This is a genomic window from Dehalococcoidia bacterium (assembly GCA_030648205.1).
Classification (GTDB): Bacteria; Chloroflexota; Dehalococcoidia; order JAUSIH01; family JAUSIH01; genus JAUSIH01.
Window position 1 is genome coordinate 1 of record JAUSIH010000014.1, and the last position, 20001, is coordinate 20001.

The following is a 20001-nucleotide window of genomic DNA, read 5'->3' on the forward strand; positions in this document are numbered from 1 at the left end:
GTTCGCCCCCGAGTTGTACGGCTTGAACTTGCCGTTCACAAACTCGATACGCCGGTCGTTGTTGCCCGGGTAGTTGGGGTCGGCGATGTATAACTGGTTGTCCTTGATGCGGTAGGCGATCATGGCATGCCCGCCGCCCAGGCTTGAACGGATGCCCACATATTGCGGCTCGCCCGTTACCTGGACGGCGTACGTGAAAGCCTTGAGCGTCATTTCGTCGTCCAGGCCAGCCAGATTGTTGAAAAGAGTGTTGGCGAAGCTGTCCCATTTGGTGTCCGCCTGAATGACCGAGGCGAAACGATAGCCGTAGCTGTCGTCCTCCCATATCCCCGGCGTTTCGGGGGTGACACGGTTGTTGTCATAGCGGCCGTACAGTGTCAGGTCTTTGCCATCCGGCTGGGTCACGTAATACCAGAGGGCGGTGAGAGCCTGGCCGGCGCAGTGGCCGCCGGGCGCGATGTACGAGCCGCGATTGACGAACTGCCAGTCGTCAATACCCGGGCGGAAGCCGCTGTCAATGTCCTTTTTCAGCAGTTTGGAATCAATGACGCCGATGATGCCACTGGAGAAGTGGTACGTCCCCACGGTCACCGAAGTGGCGCTCATTGCCAGAAGCGGCATTCCCTCCAGCTTGCCGGTCTTGTCGTCATAGAGGAAACCCATGGCGAACTCATCCGGGGCCAGCTTCACCGGCACCGTCATCTTCATCATCTCGTTGGAATACGCGCCGCCGTTATCCACCGTAATGAGCGGTGAGGTGGCCTTGAAGTCCTTGAAGTCCTTGAAGTCCTTGAAGGTGCGCTTGTCCGGATACGCGTTGGCCGGTACGGTCACTTTCAGACCGTTCAGAGGGTCGCCGGGGCGCGTGTACTCAATCTGCCCGCCGGACGGGGACACCTCAGTCGAAGCTACGGTGACAGTCTGACCTACGGAAATCTTGCCCGTGGTGGACTGGCGGGTGTCCGGTGGCGGTGGCGGCGGCTTGGGCGGGCGAGAAGCTGGCCAGGAGGGCACAGGGTCGTTCGCCGCGGGCACGCCGAGCGAAGCAGGTCCAGAACGTGCCGGAGTGGGGGCAAGCGACGCAGGGGTCGCAGTAGGGGCGGCTTGGCCCTGGGCGGCGTCCTGCCGCTGCGGTGGAGAGTGCACGCCGTGAGGGCGAGAGCAAGGAGGAGGGCGATGAGGAGCCGTGCCGGAACAGAGAAGCGTTTGAGCGTTACCCTTGATATAGTCCTTGATACAGTCATAGAGGCGCCCCTTTCTGCCCCGGCGTCTTCGGGGATTCAATCGTTGGATGGGAGATATAGGGGGACGGTTCTCAATTGAACGTAACACCTGCGGCTTGAATGGGTCAATGAAGCGGGGTCACTACCGTGTAAGATGTGCGATAGGTAAAACACACTACCACTGTGGCCCCGTGACGCCGGAGGTGCTGCGGAAAGGCGGAGGTGTGCTTTGTATGCTCGCCGCGCGCATGGTGTAAAATAGGCACACGTATGCATATCTCTCCCGCGTGCCCCGCGGCGCGCTGACAAGGCCGAGCCGGGGGCGCGGGACTCGCAGGAGCGGAGCATGACACCAGCGACTCATGACCCCAGGCAGCACAGCCGCATCCTTCTCGACGGGCCGGACCGCGCGCCCGCCCGCGCCATGATGAAGGCCATAGGCTACACCGACGAAGATATGCGCAAGCCGCTTATCGGCGTGGCCCACTCGTGGATTGAGGTGATGCCCTGCAATTTCCACCTGCGCCGCCTGGCGGCCAAGGTCAAGGAGGGCATCCGCGCCGCCGGGGGCACGCCCGTGGAACTCAACACCATCGCCGTGTCGGACGGCGTGAGCATGGGCACCGAGGGGATGAAGGCGTCTCTGGTCAGCCGGGAGACTATCGCGGACTCTATCGAGCTGGTGGCGCGCGGCCATCTCTTCGACGGCCTGGTGACCATCTCCGGCTGCGACAAGACCATTCCCGGCTCGGTCATGGCCCAGGCGCGGTTGAACCTGCCCTCGCTGATGCTGTATGGCGGCTCCATCGCGCCCGGCGAGTACCGTGGCCGCGATATCACCATCCAGGACGTCTTTGAAGCAGTAGGGGCCTACTCCTCGGGCAAGATTTCCCAGGAAGAGCTGTGGGAGATCGAGGGGCACGCCTGCCCCGGCCCCGGGGCCTGCGGCGGCCAGTTCACCGCCAACACGATGGCGATGGCTTTCGAGGTGCTGGGCATCTCGCCCATGGGCAGCGCCAGCGTTCCGGCTATGGACCCGCGCAAAGACGAAGTGGCGTTCAAGTGTGGCGAGATGGTGATGGACTTGGTGCGGAGCAACCTTCGCCCGGACCGCATTATCACGCGGGAGGCTATCGAGAATGCGATTGCGTCGGTGGCCGCGACTGGCGGCTCCACCAACGCCGTGTTGCACCTGCTGGCCGTCGCGCGGGAGATGGGCGTTCCGCTGGCCATTGACGACTTCGACCGCATCAGCTCTCGCACGCCGCTCCTTGCCGACCTGAAGCCGTGGGGGCGCTACGTCGCGACCGACCTGTACAGGGCCGGCGGCGTGGGTCTCATCGCCAAGCGCCTGCTGGACGCGGGCCTTCTCCACCGCGACGTCATGACGGTCACTGGCCGCACCATCGGCCAGGAGGCGCGGGCCGTCGTGGAGACGCCCGGGCAGACGGTGGTGTGCCCCCTGTCCAATCCCTTCTCGCCGACGGGCGGCCTGGTTATCCTGAGAGGCAATCTGGCCCCGGAGGGGTGCGTGCTGAAGGTTGCCGGCCATGAGAAGATGCAGCATCGCGGCCCCGCGCGCGTCTTCGACCGGGAGGAGGACGCCTTCGCGGCCATCCAGAAGCGCGAGATCAAGGCGGGGGACGTGGTGGTCATCCGCTACGAAGGGCCGAAGGGCGGCCCCGGCATGCGCGAGATGCTGGCGGTGACTGCGGCGCTGGTGGGCCAGGGCCTCGGCGACCAGGTGGCGCTGCTGACCGACGGGCGCTTCTCCGGCGCGACCCACGGCCTGATGGCGGGCCACGTGGCCCCGGAGGCCGCGGTCGGCGGGCCTATCGCCGCCCTGCGCGACGGCGACACCATCGTCTTCGACGTCACGGCGCGGAAGCTGAACGTGGAGCTCTCCGCGAAGGAGCTTAAGGCGCGACTCAGCAAATGGACGCCGCCCGCGCCCCACTACACACGTGGCGTCATGGCCAAGTACGCCAAGCTGGTCTCGTCCGCTTCGGAGGGGGCAGTGACGGGGTAGGGGCATGATGGTCATAACAAGAAAAAAAGAGGAGGAGAAGCCATCGGAGCGCTTTTGCGCTCAAACGTTTATTGACTGGTATAACACCCAAAATAGGACTGCGTACGCTATTCAAAGAGCGGATTTGGTTTTCCCGGAACTCGTCGGAAACACAAACTGGGACTACGTGGCACGTCAAGACGGTTCCGACGGTTGGTTTGGCATCGAGGTCAAAAACGTACTCCGTGAGGCTCTAGAGAGGCGGTCGTCGGATTGGCAGAAGCTGTGTACTCAACTTAAGGAGAAAATACAAACCGAACTGAGAGGCACGGTTCTGATTCACGCTGACGCTACCATCGCGTTTCCCCAACAGAAACGGAAGGAGTTGCTCCACGTTCTCGCCGAAGTTATTCCCCACGAGGCATCCACTTTGCAGATGGGAGGGCTAAAGGATATAGGCCCTGCAGTTGCGGCCAAGTTTTCCGTTTGGCCTCGAGAGAGAAGCACTCTTGATGAGTATAAGCAGTGGGGAGAATGGCGGCCGAGCCGACTTTATCTAGGTCTGGATTCTCGTCAAGGCTGTGAACTAAAGCTAGGCGTTTCATCACCTAGTAACGACAACCTCGTTCGAACTTGCCAAGAGCGGCTTGATAAGATATTTGATCCCCAAAAGGGCCCACAGGCGAATAGGCAGCTTGCGGTCGCTAAGGCAAAAGGTGCTGATAGCACGGTGCTCCTTTTGGATTGCTGGTTAGTTTCCGAGCTACGTCTGTTTCTTCCTTACACTCACCAACGGCTGGCAAAACTTAAGCCCCACCAACTGTCTGCAATAGACCATATTTACTTGGTCGGCGGTCAAACGGTGGACGAGGTACACTCAAGCTCGTTGGTCGGACGAAGGCCCTGACGTGGTCTCTTGTGCTTATGCCTCGCAGTCAGGCGTTTAACCTGACAGCGTCTGTAGGACTGCGTACAGGCCCATGAAAATCGGCGCGTATGTGTCAACGGCAGAGGTCTATGCTATTGAAGCATCCCGCCTCCGTCTGCTAAAGTAGGACTGTCGGAAAGTCAGACCACGTAAGGATTGTGCCTATGCCGGAACTGGTTCAGGTGCGCAAGAAGGCGCAGGTCACGCTGCCCCTGTCCGTTCGCAAGGCGTTGCGTATTGAGGAGGGCGACTTCCTTGATGTCCGCGTGCAGGACGGCGAGATCGTGCTGCGCGCGAAGAAGCTGGTGGACAAGGGGCAGGACGGGTTTTGGTCCCGGCGCTGGCAGGAGGGCGAACGACAGGCGCAGGAAGACATCCACGCGGGGCGCGTCCACAAGTTCGCGAGCGCCACAGGTGCGGCTGCCTTTCTTCATAAGCAGGCCCAGAAGCGCCATGGCGCAATCCGCAGGGCCTAGCCTGCCGTGCCCATCCAATTCACCGAGCAGTTCGTTAAACAGTATGCACGGCTACCCACATCCGTCCAAAGAAAAGTGGACAAGGCGCTCTCGTTGCTGGAAAAAGACTTCAGGCATCCCGGGTTACGCAGCCATCCCGTGGAAGAAGCGGAAGGCATCTTTGAGGCCTATGTGGATGCTAAATATCGCATGACGTTTGAGAGACGGGGGAATGCGTTCGTGTTACGCAATGTGGATAATCACAATGGTTTGGAGCTACTTTGACGCGATGATAGCCCACCAGCAACGGGCGGGGACCGTCGAGACGACGAAGGCCCCTGTGAAGGCTGTGTCGCACGAGATGGCGACGATGGGCCGACGGAAATCAGTGTGAGAGGAAGATGATGAAGATAGGCGGGCACGTCTCAGCGGCGGGAGGGCTGGACAAGGCCGTGGATAGGGGCGTCGAGATAGGCGCGGAGGCGCTCCAGATATTCGGCGCGCCGCCCCAGAGCTGGCGTCGCGCGACCCTCGCCCCGGAGTTGGCCGCGCTGTTCCGCAAGAAGGCGCAGGAAAAGGGCGTCCAGCCGGTGTTCATCCACGGCGTGTACCTTATCAACCTGGCGACGGCCAACCCGGAGAACCTGAAGAAGTCCATCGCCTCCCTGACGGCGGAGATGGTCCTGCAGGGCCACATCGGCGCGGCGGGAGTCATCTTCCACCTGGGCAGCCATAAAGGCGCAGGGCTGGACAACGTCATTGCCCAGATTGTGGACTCCATCCGCAAGGTGCTGGACGGCAGCCCCACGCCTACCATGCTCCTCATCGAGAACAGCGCGGGCATGGGCGACAGCATCGGCTCCCGGTTCGCCGACATCGGGCGCATCATACGCGAGGTGGGCAGCGACCGTGTGCAGGTCTGCCTTGACACACAGCACGCCTTCGCGTCGGGGTATTATAATGTAGCTGAGCGTGACGGTCTGGAGAGGACGCTGGAGGACTTCGAGAAGCACATCAGTCTGAAGCGGCTGCGGGCCGTCCACGCGAACGACTCCAAATGCCCCTTCGGCGGCGGGTTGGACCGGCACGAGAACATCGGCGAGGGGCACATCGGCCTCAAGGGCTTTAAGGTCATCATGGGGCATACGGCGTTCAAGGACGTTCCGTTTCTGCTGGAGGTGCCCGGCTTCGAGGGCCAGGGGCCGGACAGGCGGAACGTGGAGATACTCAAGGAGTTGCGCGGGCGGCAGGCCTGAGGCAGGGGGACACCATGGCGGACAAGGGGAAGGGAAGTGGCGGCGACTGGATCGAGAAGGAAATCGAGGAGATACTGCGCCGGACGGGCGGCCTGCCGGAGCGGCCGCCGGAGACGCTGGGCCAGAAGCTGCGACGATTTCGAGACCGCGCCCTGCAGCCTTTCCGCAACTTCAACCCCGCGCGGCTGCTGGTCATTGGCCTCATCCTGCTCGGCGTGGGGCTTGTCCTGCGCATGTTCCTGCCCGGCCTGTGGCGGCTGATTGTCTTCAGCGCCGCCATTTTGTTTCTCCTGGCCTACTTCCTGTACCTGGTGTGGCGATGGGACAGTCCGGAAAAGCGCTGGCGCGGTCGGAACGTGGACGGCCCCAGAAGGTGACGGATTGGGCCATTGCAGCGACGGCAAGAGGGCTACCCTGGTAGCCCTCTTTTTTGTCCCGTAGAAAGGCAGGCTTTTGCAAGCTCTGACGCGTTTGCGCGACACTGCCATTGGCCCGAGCCGCCTCGTTTACGATATTCTGGCTGCCGCTTTGGTCGCTGTGGACCCGTACGCCGCAGTGCGTCGTGCGCTGGCGGAGTCACCGTTGCCCGCGAATGCGCGGGTGTACGTGGTCGGCGCGGGCAAGGCGGGTGTGGGCATGGCGCGGGCCGCTCACGACGTCCTCGGCGAGCGCATCGTCGCGGGGTGCGTGGCCGTGCCTGACAGTGCGCCGTCCGCAATAGGCCGCATCGCGCTGGCGCAGGCGAGTCATCCGGTGCCGGACGCCAGGGGCATGGCGGCGGCCCAGCGCGTGGCGGAGATGGCGCGGGCCGCGCAGTCGAATGACGTTGTCCTGTGCCTCTTCTCCGGCGGCGGCTCCGCGCTGCTGCCCCTGCCCGTCGAAGGCGTGAGTCTGGAGGACAAGCAGGGTGCGACGGGCCTTCTGCTGCGCAGCGGCGCGACGATTCACGAGGTGAACGCCGTCCGCAAGCACCTCTCGCGGCTCAAGGGCGGGCAGCTTGCGCGGCTGGCGTCGCGGGCGCGGGTGCTCGGCCTCTATATCTCCGATGTGTCCGGCGACCGCCTGGAGAGCATCGCCAGCGGGCCCACGTCGCCGGACTCGACCACGTATGCCGACGCCTTGCGCGCGCTGGAGCGGTACGGCCTGCTGGCCCAGTCGCCGCGCGCCGTCGTGGAGCGGCTGCGTCTGGGCATTACGGGCGGCGTGCCGGAGACGCCCAAGGGCGGCGAGCCGTTCTGGGCGCGGGTGCACAACGTCATCGTGGCGTCGGGCCGGGACGGGCTGGCCGCGGCGGGCTGCCGAGTGGAGGCGCTTGGCCTGCGCGTCCACGTCCTGCCGGAGATGTCGGGCGAGGCGCGAGAGGTCGGCGCGAGGCTCGGCGCGCTCGTCCGCCGGATAGCGCGCGACGATGGCCCCGTTCGACGGCCCGCGTGCCTGCTCGCGGCGGGTGAGACGACGGTCGTGGTGCGCGGCGCGGGCAAAGGCGGGCGCAATCAGGAGCTGGCGCTGGCCGCCGCGGCGGAGATGGACGGGCTGGACGGTGTGGCGCTGGCGTCCTTCGCCACGGACGGCGTGGACGGTCCCACGGACGCCGCGGGCGCGATGGTGGACGGCGCGACGCTGGTGCGGGCGCGCTCGCGGGGGCTGGCGCCCGACCGCTACCTGGCGGACAATGACGCGTACCGCTTCTTCGATGACGTCGGCGGCCTCATACGCACCGGCCCGACGGGCACGAACGTAGCGGACATCGTGGTGGCGTGCGTGGTGTAGGGAAGTAGCGGCGAAGCTATTCTGTTATTGGACTGACCTGTACAATTCGTGGGTCCAATTCTATGGAAAGCTTATCCAGAGCGTATTTCAGAGAATGCATGCCTGTCTTGGGCATCATGTTAGGGGCCTGAACTCTCCAATAGATGTCTCCTAATTCGATTCCTTTCAGTGGGTTGCCCACATCATTCCCTTGTGGGATTTGAAACCAAATGGACATAAGATACTCAGGGTCCGTTGTGGGAAACAGCGGCCTATAATGGCGTTGAAGATTCTGCGGCGTCCAGCGGCAACAATACCACCGAACTCTTGTGGGCTGTCCACCATCGATTTGCACTTTCCGTTCATTTGCATATACGAAGAAACCGTATTTAGATTCCTTCGTTATGGACGAAGGAAGGTTGCGACTGGATAGCCCAAATTCTATCAAGGCGGTTTCGACGACCGTTTGCCCTCGATTGATCAAACCCAAGTAAACATCTTGCTGGGACTGGTAGTTCAAAGTCCTCGAAATATCGAATTCCCATGTATCTGTGAGACCCAAGATCAATCTCAGGTCGGGACTGATGGCTCTTTTTCTTACGTCTTCGACTTCATAGTGCTCCATAGGTTCTGATTTGAAGTTGAATCGTTTGTAGTATCTCTTGCCTTTGGCCTGAAATACGCCGTGGTTGCTCCTGGCGATGTCCACCACGAAAATGTAGCGATTCTGCATCGGAACTGTTGAAATACAAAACAGGTCAGGGCCTGGCCTGTATTGAATGTTACTCGTGATAAGGTTCTCTATGTCTTCCTTAGATATCTCAGACGGGTCAAATCCATCCTTCTGAGGGTCAAAAGGTTGCGGGAGATTCTGTTTACCAATGGCCGTTTCTCGGATGCCATAAATAATGGTGCCGCCATCGCTGTTCAAAAAGGCGGAGACATCCTTGCTGATCTCCGATGCCCTGTCCTTTTTCGATAGCGGCAAAAGGGCATCCTTCTGCTTATAGTCCAGGTGCAAGTTCTCTGGGTCTCGACGATCCAGCATTCTACGGAGTTCAACAGACCAGTCAAAAAGCGGCTTCATGGGTTTGCGTTGCCCCCCGTGTTTTCATAACAGTATACTCAAATCTAAGGCCACGAGCGTCATGCCCTGCGGCCCACCTCTCGCCCGTCGCCGCGTCACTTGCGCCTGAGCCTGTCCAGGTGCTGCTTGCGGAGCTTCGCGACCTTCGGCGCAATGACTATCTGGCAGTAGGGCTGAGCGGAGTTACGTCTGAAATAGTCGCGGTGATAGTCTTCAGCCGGGTAGAACGCGGCGAACGGCGTGACCTCCGTGACAATCGGTCTGTCCCACACGCGGGATGTGTTCAGGTCGCGGATGACCTGCTCGGCGACGGCCTTCTGTTCCTGGCTGTGGTGGAAGATAGCGGAGCGGTACTGCGTGCCGGCGTCCGCTCCCTGGCGGTTCAGCGTCGTTGGGTCGTGCATGCTGAAAAAGACGTCCAGCAGATCACGGAACGAGATAATCGAGGGATCATAGGTGATGCGGACCGCCTCGGCGTGGCCTGTGGTCTCGGAGCAGACCTGATTGTATGTCGGGTTGAGTACATGGCCACCTGAATAGCCGGACTCGACGCGTTCGACACCTTTGCGCTCCTGAAAGACCGCCTCAAGGCACCAGAAGCAACCGCCCGCCAGAGTGGAAGTCTCCGCATGGTGCTCCATAGCTCCCCTTTCAGCACCCCATCAAGCTTATCGAAGGACGGTCGAATGCTTAGAACGCCAGCAGCTTCGTTATCTGCCCCGCGACCGGCCCGCGCTCCGTCGCCGCGCTCACGGCGAGGCCCGCCCGCGCCTCCGCCAGCGCTACGAAGCCGATGGCGAGCGTCTCCTCGCGCTCCGGGTGGTGCGCCGGGTTCGTGACGAGGCCGATGTCGCGTCCGTCCTTCAGCACGCGCACGCCGCGCGCCACCGGTGCGCCGCCGGGGAAGCGGAACTGCACGACGGTCCGCTGGACCTTCTTGTAGGTGTTCAGCCGCGCGACGACCTCCTGGCCCACGTAGCAGCCCTTCGTGAAGCTGATGAGCGACGCCGCGCCGGCCTCCAGCGGGTTGTAGTCCTCCATGAACTCCGTGTTGGAGGCGGGCAGGCCCGTCTCGATGTGCAGCGCTTCGTACGCCTCGACGCCCACCGGCGAGACGCCCTGCGCCGTCATCTCGCGCCACAGGCCGCGCACCGCCTCGTTCGAGCCGAAGACATGGTAGGAGGGCAGGCCCACCAGCGGCACGGCGCCGCCGACAAGCACGGTCTCTCCGCGCCACGCTATTGACATAAAGCGATACTTGGCGAGCGACAAGGGGTCGGCGCCGAGCACGTCGCGCAGAGCGGCGGCGGACCGCGGGCCGACGATGCGGAATTGGCCGGTGCGTTCGGTGGCGTCCTCCAGCGCGCAGTCCTCGGTGACGATGTACCTGGCGATGCCGTCGTGGACCTTACGCGCGCAGCCGGGGCCGGTCACGAGGAGCAGGTGATCGGGCAGCCGCACCACGAAGACGAGGTCTATGATGCGGCCCTTGCTGGTAAGCAGCAACGTGGCTTTGCCCTGAAGCGGCTCTATGTCCAGCAGGGCGTTGGTGGTGACGCGGTGGAGCAGGTCAAGGCCGTCCTTGCCCGTGAGGCGCAGCCGGCCCTGGTGCGAGCGGTCGGTGACGCCCGCCGCGTCGCTCAAGGCGCGGTACTCGGCGGCGGGGCCAGCGAACGCGCGCGGCATCCGCCAGCCCTCGTAGTCGGCGAACGTAGCGCCCTGGGCCTTCTGAAGGTCGTGCAGCGGCGTCTGCGGCATCAGGGGTCTCCTTGGACAGAACAGGGACGGCAACGCAAGCGGCTGCCGTCCCTGTCTGGACGTTTCGACGTGGGTGCGACTACGCGGAGAAGGAGTTGCCGCAGCCGCAGGTGCTCTTGGCGTTGGGGTTGGCGAAGACGAAGCCCTTGCCGTTCAGCCCGTCGCTGAAGTCCAGCACGGTGCCCGTGAGGTAGAAGGCGCTCTTGCGGTCAACGTAGATCTTGACCCCGTGCTCCTCGACGACCTTGTCGTCCGGGCGGGTCTGGTTTTCCATCGTCAGCTTATAGGACAGGCCGGAGCAGCCGCCGCCCGCGACCATGACGCGCAGGCCGTAGCCCTGCTTGCCCTCCTGCGCGGCAACCTTCTGTATCTGCGCCCCCGCCTTCGGCGTGATGCTGATGATGGGGGCCAGCGTAGATGTCCTGGTCTCGTTCGCTGTGGTCATAGGCACTTCCCTCCCCGTGAGCCCCGGCCTCGTTGTGAGGACTTCTCAACCGGTGCTCTGCTATCTATTGTAGGGAGGGCGCGCACGGGCGTCAAGCTTCCGGCCCCAGCAGCGCCATCAAGGACGGGCTGGTCACGCTGGAGCGCGTCCAGGTCCGGGTGTACCGGGCGGAGAGAAGGCGGAGCGACCAGGCGGCATGCGGGCCGGTGAGCATACCTCGACCGTTCGCGCTCGCCCCTCCCTCGCGCTTTCCAGCAACGTGCTCTGTACCCAGGATCGTCTCCAGCCACCGGATGAGTGCCGGGTCACACTGTCGGCGGACTCCCGCGCCTCCCTCTGCGGGCGGTCCCACGCCGGGCTATCTGAAGCGCGCCTGCTGTTTGAGCGAGCGCAGCGGCGTCCCGTCCTTGCGCGTGACGGGCCGGCTCACGGCGCTGGCAAGGCCCCAGGGCACGGCCACCATGGACTGCGGGCCGCGGCCTCCGCACACCACCACGATGACGTCGTTCGGCGAGCGCATCACGGGCACCCGCTGCAGCTTCAGGAAGTAGGCCGGGAAAATTGCCCGAGCCAGTTGCGGCCGCACGACTTCAACGGGATGGCGCGCCGTCTCGAACAGGTATTCCTTGACGTCCTGCTTGCTCCACCCGGCGTCCGCGATCATCCTGGCGTGGCCGGGGTTCAGCAAGAGGATGAGTTGACCCAGGTGGGTCATGTTGTTTCCACCCTGGGTGGCCGCCGTGGAGGCGATGGTGTTGAGGAGCGCCTCCGGCCCTCCGCCGTGCGGCCCGAGCACGTTGTGCGGTCCCTCGCACTTGTGGACGGTGACGGAGGTGACGTCTGGCCCGTACAGGTCGGTGTGCAGGGGTGTCCAGGGATTGGCCTTGTCGTTCTCGGCGAAGCAGTAGGTGAACTCCGCGGAGGAGCCGAAGACCGTGAGGTCCGACTTGCCGGGGACGGCGCGGGCGACGTTCAGGATGGTGAGGGTGATGGCGCGCCCGATGGTGGCGTTGGCGCGGAAGCCCGGCCCCAGGCAGCCGGCGCCGGAATGGATGCCGATCTGCTCGGCAAGCGGGCCGCTGACGACGATGGCGTTGCCGCCTGGGTGAGTCGTGATGGCGGCCTGGAACAAGCGGTAAGCGGGGTCGGCCATGGCCTGGAAGGCGGCAACGAGGATGGGGAAATACTCGGGGCGACAGCCCGCCATGACGGCGTTGGCCGCCAGCGCCTGCACAGTGACGGCGGCGCCGCTGGGCGGGCACTCCTCCACCAGAGGGAAGTCGGGGTCCAGGTCGGTGGAGCGCAGCATGGCGCGCACCCGCTCCCGTGTGGGCGGAATAACCGGGAAGCCGTCGCACATGTCGGCGGCGCAAAGCTCCTCGTAGAGGTCGACCGCGAAGCGTCCGGGGTCCACCTCGGCGGTGGTCTTGCCATTGCGCAGGTTGGCGCGCGTCGTCACGCGGGAGGTGAGCCGCATCTCGCCTGCCTTGCCGGCGATGCGCGGGCTGGCGGAGGGGAAGCGCTTGGTGAAGCGTTTCTTGAGGTCGGTGGGCGGCAGAGTGAGGCCGGCCACCACGTCGGGCACGACGGCGTTGGCCTCGCGCTGGCCGAAGGCGTCGGCGGAGCCGGTGGCGGGTTTGGCCAGGACGAGGGGCAGGCCCGGGATGTAGGTGGACGCCGTGACGCCCGCCAGGGGCAGGCCGAGGTCGGTGCAGAGGAGGACGCAGGGTATGCCGCGGCGCTCCAGTTCGGCGGCGAAGAGGGTGGACGGCTGGGTGACGCCGGCGTGGCAGAGGGCCACGACCACGGCGTCCACGCGGGCGCCGGCGATCTCATCCGCCTGAGCGACGAGATGCTCCTTGCCGCCCAGGAGGAGATTGCGGGAGTCCTGGGAGCAGCGGGCGCCGTGGTCCTGCTGCAAACGCTGGGAGAGCCAGCGGAAGAGCGGGCCGTAATTGGGCAGCTCGGCGCCGAGCTGGCTGTTGTCCAGGAGAAGGACGCTCTTGCCCTTCAGGGATGCGGGGCGCGACGCCAGGGCGGCGGGCTTGCCGCGAAAGGCGCCGCGAGGGTCAACCAGCGGCTCCGGCAGGATGGTGATGTCCGTAGGCATGGGTTCCCTCCTTAAGCTATACGCTATCTATATCCAAAGACTACGTACTCCTCCGAGGCTATGTGCTCGAAGGCGAATGGCTGTCCCGCTCATCATGGCTCAACTCCCCGCGGCATGGCGTGCAAGCTGGCCGCGACGCGCTCGCACCAGCCCTCGCCGAAGCGCTCCCGCCCGTACAGCAGCAGCGCGGCGTGGCCCGCGGGTACTGTGTCGTGCAGGTGCCGCGCCAGCCAGTCGGCCAGCGCGTCCGGCGAGGCCGGGAAGAAGCAAAGCTCGGCGGACTCCCATGCGTCTGCCTTTGACCGGCTCTGCACGTCAGCCGCGGCGGCCCGGATTCGGAGGATGTAGGTCAGCTCCGGCTTGTAGTTGGCGGCGTCCCGAACGAGGCCGGTACAGACCATTTCGGTCACTTCCTGTGGGCGCACTCCCAACTCTTCCTCCAACTCCGTCAGCACGCCCTGGGTGAAGCCCTCCGGCGGGCGCGGGTGTCCGGACGGCTTCACGTGGTAGAAGCCGGGCCGCTCCGCTACCCTCTCGCTTCGGCGCTCGATGGCCAGCATGCCGTCGGCTGTCTCCGTGACCGCGGACACGGCCAGGGCGTCGGACATGGCGGCGGCGCCGCATTGCGTCCGCCACTCCCGGTGACAGCCGTTCGTGCCGATGTACTCTTCGTAGTCGGTTTTGCCCACGTGGAGCACCAGCGACGCGCCGTCCACGTTGTAGGACACCAGCCGGTAGAGCGGCTCCGCGGTAATCACGCGCCCCTGCCCACGCAAGGCATCGGCGCTGCGTCGGACCTCCGTCCGCTGGGCCTCTGTGAGCGTGACGGTGGCCGCGCCGTCGAAGCGGCACACCACGTCGTTCGGACGAAAGCGCCCCGTAGCCAGAATGTGGTAAAGGCCGGAGACGTGCAAGGATGCCTCCCGAGAGAAGTGCGCCGCGCTCATTGTAGGCGTGCGTCTCCGGCGAGGCAAGGCCCCTGCCGCTGCGGCGCGTCTTAATATGACTCGAACCGGCTGCGGACTGGACTCGTTCTCCGTTTGACCGCCGTAGGGCGGACTCCTATAATGGTTGTAGGGGGAGTGTTAGCTTGTCGCGCCGTGCGCCTTCAACCGGCCGCGCGCGGCTCGACGGGGAGAGAGCGTGACAGCAATATGATGACTGAAGAGCAGGTTACCCTTAAGCGCGACTGCGAGGCGACTCAGGTCCCCAGCGGCGTGAAGCTGCATCTCACCCAGGGCAGCCTTGTGGTGATTCTGCAGACGTTGGGGGGCGCCTTCAGTGTGATAACGGAGCAGGGGGACATGGCGCGCATTGCGGCGAAAGACGCCGATGTCTTGGGCAAGGTGGTCGCGCCCGTCGCACAGGCGGCCCCCGCCGCGTCACAGGGGCCGGTGGACGAGACGCTGCTGTGGGAGCAGTTGAAGACCATCTTCGACCCGGAGATCCCGATTAACATCGTGGACCTGGGGCTTATCTACGGCTGCCGCGTCACGCCTCTGCCCCAGGGCGGGAACAGAGTGGACGTGAGCATGACCATGACCGCGCCCGGCTGCGGGATGGGCGATGTGCTCAAGGTGGACGCCGAGGCCAAGCTGCTGACCGTGCCCGGTGTCACCGAGGCCTGCGTGGAGGTGGTCTGGGAGCCTGCCTGGAGCACCAGCTTGATGACCGAAGAGGCGAGGCTCGCCCTCGGCATGTGAGCCGCCGTGTCGCTTGCGGCGTGACAAATAGAGAGCGTCCTTCTCGTACGAGAAGGACGCTCTCTATGTTTACGGGACTCACGAGAGTCCGGCGCCAAGGCTGGCGGGACTCCCTCCATCCGCACGGCTGCGTCTCGGACAAGGGCCGAACTCTTGACCTATGGGCGGACGATGGTGTCTAGCGGAAAACCCAACGTGGGTTAGTGGCCACCGCAGGCGCAGCCGCCGCTCCCGCAGCCACCCGCACCGCTCCCAGCCTCGCTCCCGGATTCGCTGCTGCTCCCGCAGGCGCAACCGCCCGCGCCGCAGCCGCCGCTCCCGCAGCCACCTTCGCCATGCATGTGCTGCGCGTTGGGGTTGGTGATGGTGAATCCCTTGCCCTCCAGACCGCCCGCGAAGTCAATCTCCGAGCCGGCCACGTAGGGGGCGCTGGCGGAGTCCACCAGTATCTTCAGGCCTTCGCTCTCCAATTCGGTGTCGCCTTCGCGCACCTGGTCGTCGAAGCCAAGGCCGTATTGGCCGCCGCCGTTGCGATTGTCCAGGAAGAGACGGAGGGCCAAGCCGTCCTTTTTCTCCTGGGCGATGATTTCCTTGATCTGGGCCGCCGCTGAAGGTGTAATGGTGATCATGGCATTATCTCCTCCCACCTGTTAGTTTACTCCATCGCCGTCCTGGAGGCCAGTTCACGGGCCTCTGACGGCGATGGGCTCTTTCACGGGATGCATCGGCTTCACCGCCACGTCCGCTTTCGGCGGCGTGGGACTGGTCCGTGTCACCAGGTCCTCGATGGTGGTGGTGTCCAGGACATTGCGGATGGCCTGCTCCACCGTCCGCCACACGTCCCGCTGGGCGCAGGCCGGGACCAGGGAGCACTTGTCGAGGTTGTCCATGCAGGGCACCAAGGTCGGCGTCTCGCCGAGGGCCGCCACCACCATGCTCAACGTGATGTCCGTGGGGTTGACCGCCAGCGCGTGGCCTCCCTGGGGGCCGCGCTGGCTCCGCGTCAGCCCTCTCCTGTTCAGCGTATGCAGGAGTTGCTCCAGGTACAGCTCCGGGATGGCGTTGCGCCGGGCGATGTCCGACGTGCGGGCCAGCCCCTGGTCCACATGCTGTGCCATGTCCACCAGCGCCCGGACTCCATAGTCAACCGCTATCGGAATGTGCATAAGCGTTTCTCCCCCTGGCCAGGCCTACTCAGTCGAGATTTCTTTTCCTTTTCCTGCCAGAGCGGCGTGCATCGTGTGCCACGGCAGGGTGGCGCATTTGACGCGCGCGGGATACTCCGAGACGCCGGAAAAGACCTCCAGGTCGCCCAGTGCGTCGGCGTCGAAATCAGCGCCTGGCTCCCGCGTGATCATGGCGCGGAATGCTTTGAACAGCTTCTCCGCCTGGGCCACGGTCTTGCCCTTGACGTTTTCGGACATGAGTGAAGCGGACGCACGAGAGATGGCGCAGCCCGAACCCTGGATTCCGACATCCTGTATGACATCGCTCGTCACCTTCAGGTACACGGTGAGCTTGTCTCCGCAGAGAGGGTTGTAGCCGTCCACCTTGCGGTTCGCGCCCTCCAGTGCGTGGAAGTTCCGCGGCTTGCTGTTATGCTCGCGTATGAGGTCCTGGTACAACTCGCGCAGGTCAACGGACGACACTACTTCAAGACCTCGATGACGCGCTGCATGCCCTGCGCCAGCGCGTCAATCTCCTCTCGCGTGTTATAGAAGGCCAGAGATGCCCTGGCGGTGGCGGGCACGCCGAACCGGTCCATGAGTGGCTGCGTACAATGATGGCCCGTCCGGATGGCGATGCCTTCGCCGTCCAGGATGGTGCCGATGTCGTGCGGGTGGACGCCCTCTAGGACAAAGGACAGGATGCTGGCCTTGTCCTTCGCCGTGCCGATGATCTGCAGGCCGTCAATGGCGGCCAGGCGACGGGCGCCGTAGTCCAGCAATTCGTGCTCATAGGCTGTTATCCTATCGAGTCCGAGGGCGGTCACGTAGTCTATGGCCGCTCCCAGGCCGATGGCCCCGCTGACGTCGGGCGTCCCCGCCTCGAACTTATAGGGCAGGGAGTTGTATGTGGTCTTCTCGAAGGTGACAGACCTGATCATGTCGCCGCCGCCCTGGTAGGGGGGCATGGCCTCCAGCAGCTCCGCCCTACCGTACACCACGCCGATGCCGGTCGGCCCGAAGACCTTGTGGCCGGAGAAGACGTAGAAATCGCATCCCATCTTTCGAACGTCCACCGCCATGTGGGGCACGGCCTGAGCGCCGTCCACTAGGACGGGGATGCCGCGGCTATGTGCCGCAGCTATGATCCCCTCGATGGGGTTGACAGTGCCCAGAGAGTTTGACACGTGCACGATGGACACCAGCTTTGTGCGGGGGTTCAGCAGCTTCTCGTACTCGTCCAGCAGCAGTTCGCCGGCGTCGTTGATTGGGATGACGCGCAGCTTTGCGCTCCGCTCCTGGCACAGCATCTGCCAGGGGACGATGTTGGAGTGGTGCTCCATGTGGGAGATGACGACCTCATCGCCCGGCCCGATGTGCTGCCTGCCGTAGCTGTGCGCGACCAGGTTAATTCCTTCGGTGGCGCCCCGCACAAAGATGATTTCGCGGTCCTCCGCGGCGTTGAGGAACAGACGCACCTTGGCGCGCGCGCCTTCGAACTCGTCCGTGGCGCGGGCGCTCAGGTAGTGGATGCCGCGATGCACGTTGGCGTTGATCGTGGTGAGGTAGCGCACGAGGGTGTCAATGACCACCTGGGGCTTCTGGCTGGTGGCCGCGTTGTCCAGATAGACCAGCGGTTTCCCGTGGACCTGCTGCTTCAGGATGGGGAAGTCCTCCCGAATCCTGGCGACGTCGAATGTCCGGGCAGGGCGCTCCGCCAGGCGCGGGCTGGCGGCGGGACGTGGCGCGGTCATGACGTTTCCCCGAACTGAAAGCCAGGCAGCGCTCCCGCGAACAACTTGTTCAGGTAGTCCTGAAGCGGCTCCGGCTTCACGGTGTCGATAATCTGGCTGGCGAAGGCCTGGATGAGGAGGTTGCGGGCCGCCGCCTTGTCCAGTCCCCGGCTCTGCATGTAGAACAGGGCGTCCTCGTCAATATCTCCCGCCGCAGCCCCGTGCGAGCACTTGACGTCGTCCGCGTAGATCTCCAGGCTTGGCTTTGTGAACGCCTGGGCCTCTCTGGACAGGATGAGGTTCTTGTCGTGCTGCTCGGCGTCGGTCTTCTGGGCTTCCTTCTGGACCAGGACGCGCCCGCTGAAGACGCCGGTGGACGCTCCGTCCAGAATGCCTCTGTAGTTCATCCGGCTTGTGGTATGGGGCCGGACGTGGTCAATGCCCATGTGGTTGTCCAGGTGCTCCCTGCCCGCAAGCCGGGACAGCCCGTTCAGGACGCAGGAGCCGCCTTGTCCGTCCAGCAGCGCATGGAAGTCGTTCCTGCCCAGGGCGCACCCTACGGCGAAAGAAGTCGAGGAGAAGGCGCTGTCCGTTTCCTGCCGCACGCGCGACGTGCCCACGTGGAGGGCGTCGCGGCTCTCCAGAAGCAGCCGGTAGTGCTCAATCCGAGCGCCATCGCCGGCCACAATCTCCGTGACGGCGTTGGTGAAGTAGGGGCCGCTCGCGTGGCCCACATAGCTTTCGATGAGCGTCAGGCTGCTGTGCCGGCCCGCCACGACCAATGTCCGGGGGTGCGTGACGATGGGCTGCTCGCCTGGTGTGGTGACGAAGATGACGTGCACGGGGGATGGGACGGACGCGCCGTCCGGGATGGAGACGTAGGCCCCGTCCCGAAGGAAGGCCGTGTTGAGGGCGGTGAACGCCTCGTCTTCAAAGGCGGCGTACCGCGCCAGATGTCTCTCCACCGACGCGCCGTGCGTGGTAAGCGCCGTGGCCAGGCCGGTCACGCGGACGCCGTCGGCCTCGGGCAGCGCCGTGGACAGCGCCGGCGCGTAGCGGCCATTGACGAAGACAAGGGTTGTCCAGTCGGCATGGGCTGGCGCGCGGCCCAGCAGCCGGGCGGCCTCGCTCAGGTCTTTCGGGCGGACGTCCGCGGGGTGTTTGAATGAACTGCGGGCGATAGCGGCAACGCTGGTGTACTTCCACTGCTCGTTCCCGCGGACGGCCGTGGGGAAACCCAGCTTGGTGAAGCGGGCCCACGCCCGCTGACGGAGGGTCTGGACCCACGCCGCGCCGTCTTGCCGCGGCTGTGTCTCCAGGCTCTGGAAATCGGCGAGGTAGGCGTCGTCGCGTGTCAGGACTTGAGTCATATGATCCGTGCTCTCCTTAGCCCTATGCGCGGGCGCCGCTTTGCGCGGGCTCCCTGAGCCAGTCGTAGCCCTTCTCCTCCAGCTCATGGGCCAGCTCGCGCCCGCCGGAGCGGACGATGCGCCCGTCCATGAGGACGTGGACGTAGTCCGGGGTGACGTACTTGAGAAGTCGCTGGTAGTGCGTCACCAGCAGCATCGCCTTGGACGGCCCCCGCTGGGCGTTGATGCCGTTGGCCACGACCTTCAGGGCGTCAATGTCCAGGCCGGAGTCGGTCTCGTCAAGGAGCGCGAGCCTGGGGTCAAGCATCAGCATCTGGAGCATCTCGCCGCGCTTCTTCTCGCCGCCGGAAAATCCCTCGTTGACCGAGCGCTTCATCAGCGCCGGCTCAATCTCCATCAGCTTCATCTTTTCGTCCAGCAGTTTGCTGAAGCTCTTGATGTCCAGAGGCTCCAGGCCGCGATGGGCGCGCAGGGCGTCCACGGCGGACTTGAGGAACTGGTACGCGCGCACGCCGGGCAGCTCCAGCGGGTACTGGAAGGCCAGAAAGAGGCCCTCGCGGGCGCGCACCCCGGGCGGCATCTCCAGGAGGTTCTTGCCCCCCAAAGTGACCTCGCCCTGGGTGATGGTGTAGGCGGGATGGCCCGCCAGCGCCTTGGTGAGCGTGCTCTTGCCGGAGCCGTTTGGTCCCATGAGCGCGTGCGTCTCACCGGAGTTGATCGTGAGGTCCACGCCCTTCAGGATTTCCGCGTCCCCGATGGACACATGAAGATTGCGAATGATTAGCATAGTGTCGTAGCGCTCCCGTTCTGTAGTGGGCTGTTTAGCCCACTGCCCCTTCCAGACTCACCTTGAGGAGCTGGAATGCCTCCACGGCGAACTCCATGGGCAACTCTTTGAAAACGTCCTTGCAGAAGCCGTTGATGATCATGTAGTGCGCGTCCTCCTGGGAGATGCCGCGCTGCTGGCAGTAAAAGAGCTGCTCCTCGCTGACCTTGGAGGTGAAAGCCTC

Annotated in this window: 22 protein-coding genes; 7 read left to right on the plus strand and 15 right to left on the minus strand. The window is 64.3% G+C overall.

Annotated features, from left to right (window positions below):
* Nucleotides 1-1035 (minus strand): hypothetical protein (locus tag Q7T26_01650; protein ID MDO8530863.1); only part of this gene is annotated, 1035 nt, incomplete at its 3' end.
* Nucleotides 1036-1569: 534 nt separating this feature from the next.
* Here Q7T26_01650 and ilvD point away from each other — a divergent pair.
* From ilvD to Q7T26_01680, 6 genes are all read left to right on the plus strand, one after another.
* Nucleotides 1570-3252: a dihydroxy-acid dehydratase gene (gene ilvD, locus Q7T26_01655; protein ID MDO8530864.1), complete on the plus strand. Its 1683-nt coding sequence runs from the start codon at nucleotides 1570-1572 to the stop codon at nucleotides 3250-3252.
* 1071 nt (nucleotides 3253-4323) lie between these two features.
* Nucleotides 4324-4635: an AbrB/MazE/SpoVT family DNA-binding domain-containing protein gene (locus tag Q7T26_01660; protein MDO8530865.1), complete on the plus strand. Its 312-nt coding sequence runs from the start codon at nucleotides 4324-4326 to the stop codon at nucleotides 4633-4635.
* Nucleotides 4636-4641: 6 nt separating this feature from the next.
* Nucleotides 4642-4899 carry a hypothetical protein gene (locus Q7T26_01665; GenBank protein MDO8530866.1) on the plus strand — a complete coding sequence of 86 codons (258 nt, stop codon included), beginning with the start codon at nucleotides 4642-4644 and terminating at the stop codon, nucleotides 4897-4899.
* Nucleotides 4900-5015: 116 nt separating this feature from the next.
* Nucleotides 5016-5870 (plus strand): deoxyribonuclease IV, encoded by an 855-nt coding sequence (locus tag Q7T26_01670; protein MDO8530867.1) that lies wholly within the window; start codon nucleotides 5016-5018, stop codon nucleotides 5868-5870.
* 14 nt (nucleotides 5871-5884) lie between these two features.
* On the plus strand, nucleotides 5885-6247 hold the full coding sequence (locus Q7T26_01675) for a hypothetical protein (GenBank protein MDO8530868.1): 363 nt from the start codon (nucleotides 5885-5887) through the stop codon (nucleotides 6245-6247).
* 76 nt (nucleotides 6248-6323) lie between these two features.
* Nucleotides 6324-7640, plus strand: a complete 1317-nt coding sequence (locus Q7T26_01680; protein ID MDO8530869.1) for a glycerate kinase — start codon at nucleotides 6324-6326, stop codon at nucleotides 7638-7640.
* Nucleotides 7641-7656: 16 nt separating this feature from the next.
* Here the strand turns inward: Q7T26_01680 and Q7T26_01685 are convergent, their stop codons facing one another.
* The 7 genes from Q7T26_01685 to Q7T26_01715 all read right to left on the minus strand — a co-directional run bounded on the left by Q7T26_01685 (nucleotide 7657) and on the right by Q7T26_01715 (nucleotide 13933).
* Nucleotides 7657-8706: an ATP-binding protein gene (locus Q7T26_01685; protein MDO8530870.1), complete on the minus strand. Its 1050-nt coding sequence runs from the start codon at nucleotides 8704-8706 to the stop codon at nucleotides 7657-7659.
* Nucleotides 8707-8801: 95 nt separating this feature from the next.
* The gene (msrA, locus tag Q7T26_01690) at nucleotides 8802-9347 is read right to left on the minus strand and encodes a peptide-methionine (S)-S-oxide reductase MsrA (protein ID MDO8530871.1); all 546 of its coding nucleotides are present in this window, start codon (nucleotides 9345-9347) and stop codon (nucleotides 8802-8804) included.
* Nucleotides 9348-9396: 49 nt separating this feature from the next.
* Nucleotides 9397-10464 (minus strand): hypothetical protein, encoded by a 1068-nt coding sequence (locus Q7T26_01695; protein ID MDO8530872.1) that lies wholly within the window; start codon nucleotides 10462-10464, stop codon nucleotides 9397-9399.
* Between the two features lie 79 nt (nucleotides 10465-10543).
* The gene (locus Q7T26_01700; protein ID MDO8530873.1) at nucleotides 10544-10909 is read right to left on the minus strand and encodes an iron-sulfur cluster assembly accessory protein; all 366 of its coding nucleotides are present in this window, start codon (nucleotides 10907-10909) and stop codon (nucleotides 10544-10546) included.
* A 91-nt stretch (nucleotides 10910-11000) separates the two neighbouring features.
* Nucleotides 11001-11261 (minus strand): hypothetical protein, encoded by a 261-nt coding sequence (locus Q7T26_01705; GenBank protein ID MDO8530874.1) that lies wholly within the window; start codon nucleotides 11259-11261, stop codon nucleotides 11001-11003.
* 6 nt (nucleotides 11262-11267) lie between these two features.
* Complete coding sequence (locus Q7T26_01710; GenBank protein ID MDO8530875.1) at nucleotides 11268-13019, minus strand: hypothetical protein; 1752 nt, start codon at nucleotides 13017-13019, stop codon at nucleotides 11268-11270.
* A 92-nt stretch (nucleotides 13020-13111) separates the two neighbouring features.
* Complete coding sequence (locus Q7T26_01715; protein ID MDO8530876.1) at nucleotides 13112-13933, minus strand: NUDIX domain-containing protein; 822 nt, start codon at nucleotides 13931-13933, stop codon at nucleotides 13112-13114.
* A gap of 240 nt (nucleotides 13934-14173) precedes the next feature.
* Here Q7T26_01715 and sufT point away from each other — a divergent pair, with 240 nt between their 5' ends.
* Nucleotides 14174-14722 carry a putative Fe-S cluster assembly protein SufT gene (sufT, locus tag Q7T26_01720; protein MDO8530877.1) on the plus strand — a complete coding sequence of 183 codons (549 nt, stop codon included), beginning with the start codon at nucleotides 14174-14176 and terminating at the stop codon, nucleotides 14720-14722.
* 200 nt (nucleotides 14723-14922) lie between these two features.
* Here sufT and Q7T26_01725 read toward each other — a convergent pair whose 3' ends face one another.
* The 7 genes from Q7T26_01725 to Q7T26_01755 form a co-directional block, all read right to left on the minus strand.
* A complete protein-coding gene (locus Q7T26_01725) occupies nucleotides 14923-15351 on the minus strand; it encodes an iron-sulfur cluster assembly accessory protein (GenBank protein MDO8530878.1) in 429 nt (142 codons plus the stop codon).
* Nucleotides 15352-15405: 54 nt separating this feature from the next.
* Nucleotides 15406-15888 carry an Rrf2 family transcriptional regulator gene (locus tag Q7T26_01730; GenBank protein MDO8530879.1) on the minus strand — a complete coding sequence of 161 codons (483 nt, stop codon included), beginning with the start codon at nucleotides 15886-15888 and terminating at the stop codon, nucleotides 15406-15408.
* Between the two features lie 24 nt (nucleotides 15889-15912).
* Nucleotides 15913-16371, minus strand: coding sequence for an SUF system NifU family Fe-S cluster assembly protein (locus tag Q7T26_01735; GenBank protein ID MDO8530880.1), 459 nt, complete (start codon nucleotides 16369-16371; stop codon nucleotides 15913-15915).
* On the minus strand, nucleotides 16371-17642 hold the full coding sequence (locus tag Q7T26_01740; GenBank protein MDO8530881.1) for a cysteine desulfurase: 1272 nt from the start codon (nucleotides 17640-17642) through the stop codon (nucleotides 16371-16373). The genes Q7T26_01735 and Q7T26_01740 overlap by 1 nt, the downstream gene beginning before the upstream one ends.
* Nucleotides 17639-18991: a Fe-S cluster assembly protein SufD gene (gene sufD, locus Q7T26_01745; protein MDO8530882.1), complete on the minus strand. Its 1353-nt coding sequence runs from the start codon at nucleotides 18989-18991 to the stop codon at nucleotides 17639-17641. Before sufD ends, Q7T26_01740 begins: the two co-directional genes overlap by 4 nt.
* A gap of 22 nt (nucleotides 18992-19013) precedes the next feature.
* Entirely contained in the window at nucleotides 19014-19778 is a 765-nt protein-coding gene (sufC, locus tag Q7T26_01750; protein ID MDO8530883.1) for a Fe-S cluster assembly ATPase SufC, read from the minus strand.
* A 34-nt stretch (nucleotides 19779-19812) separates the two neighbouring features.
* On the minus strand, nucleotides 19813-20001 hold a 189-nt coding region (locus Q7T26_01755), incomplete at its 5' end, for a SufD family Fe-S cluster assembly protein (protein MDO8530884.1).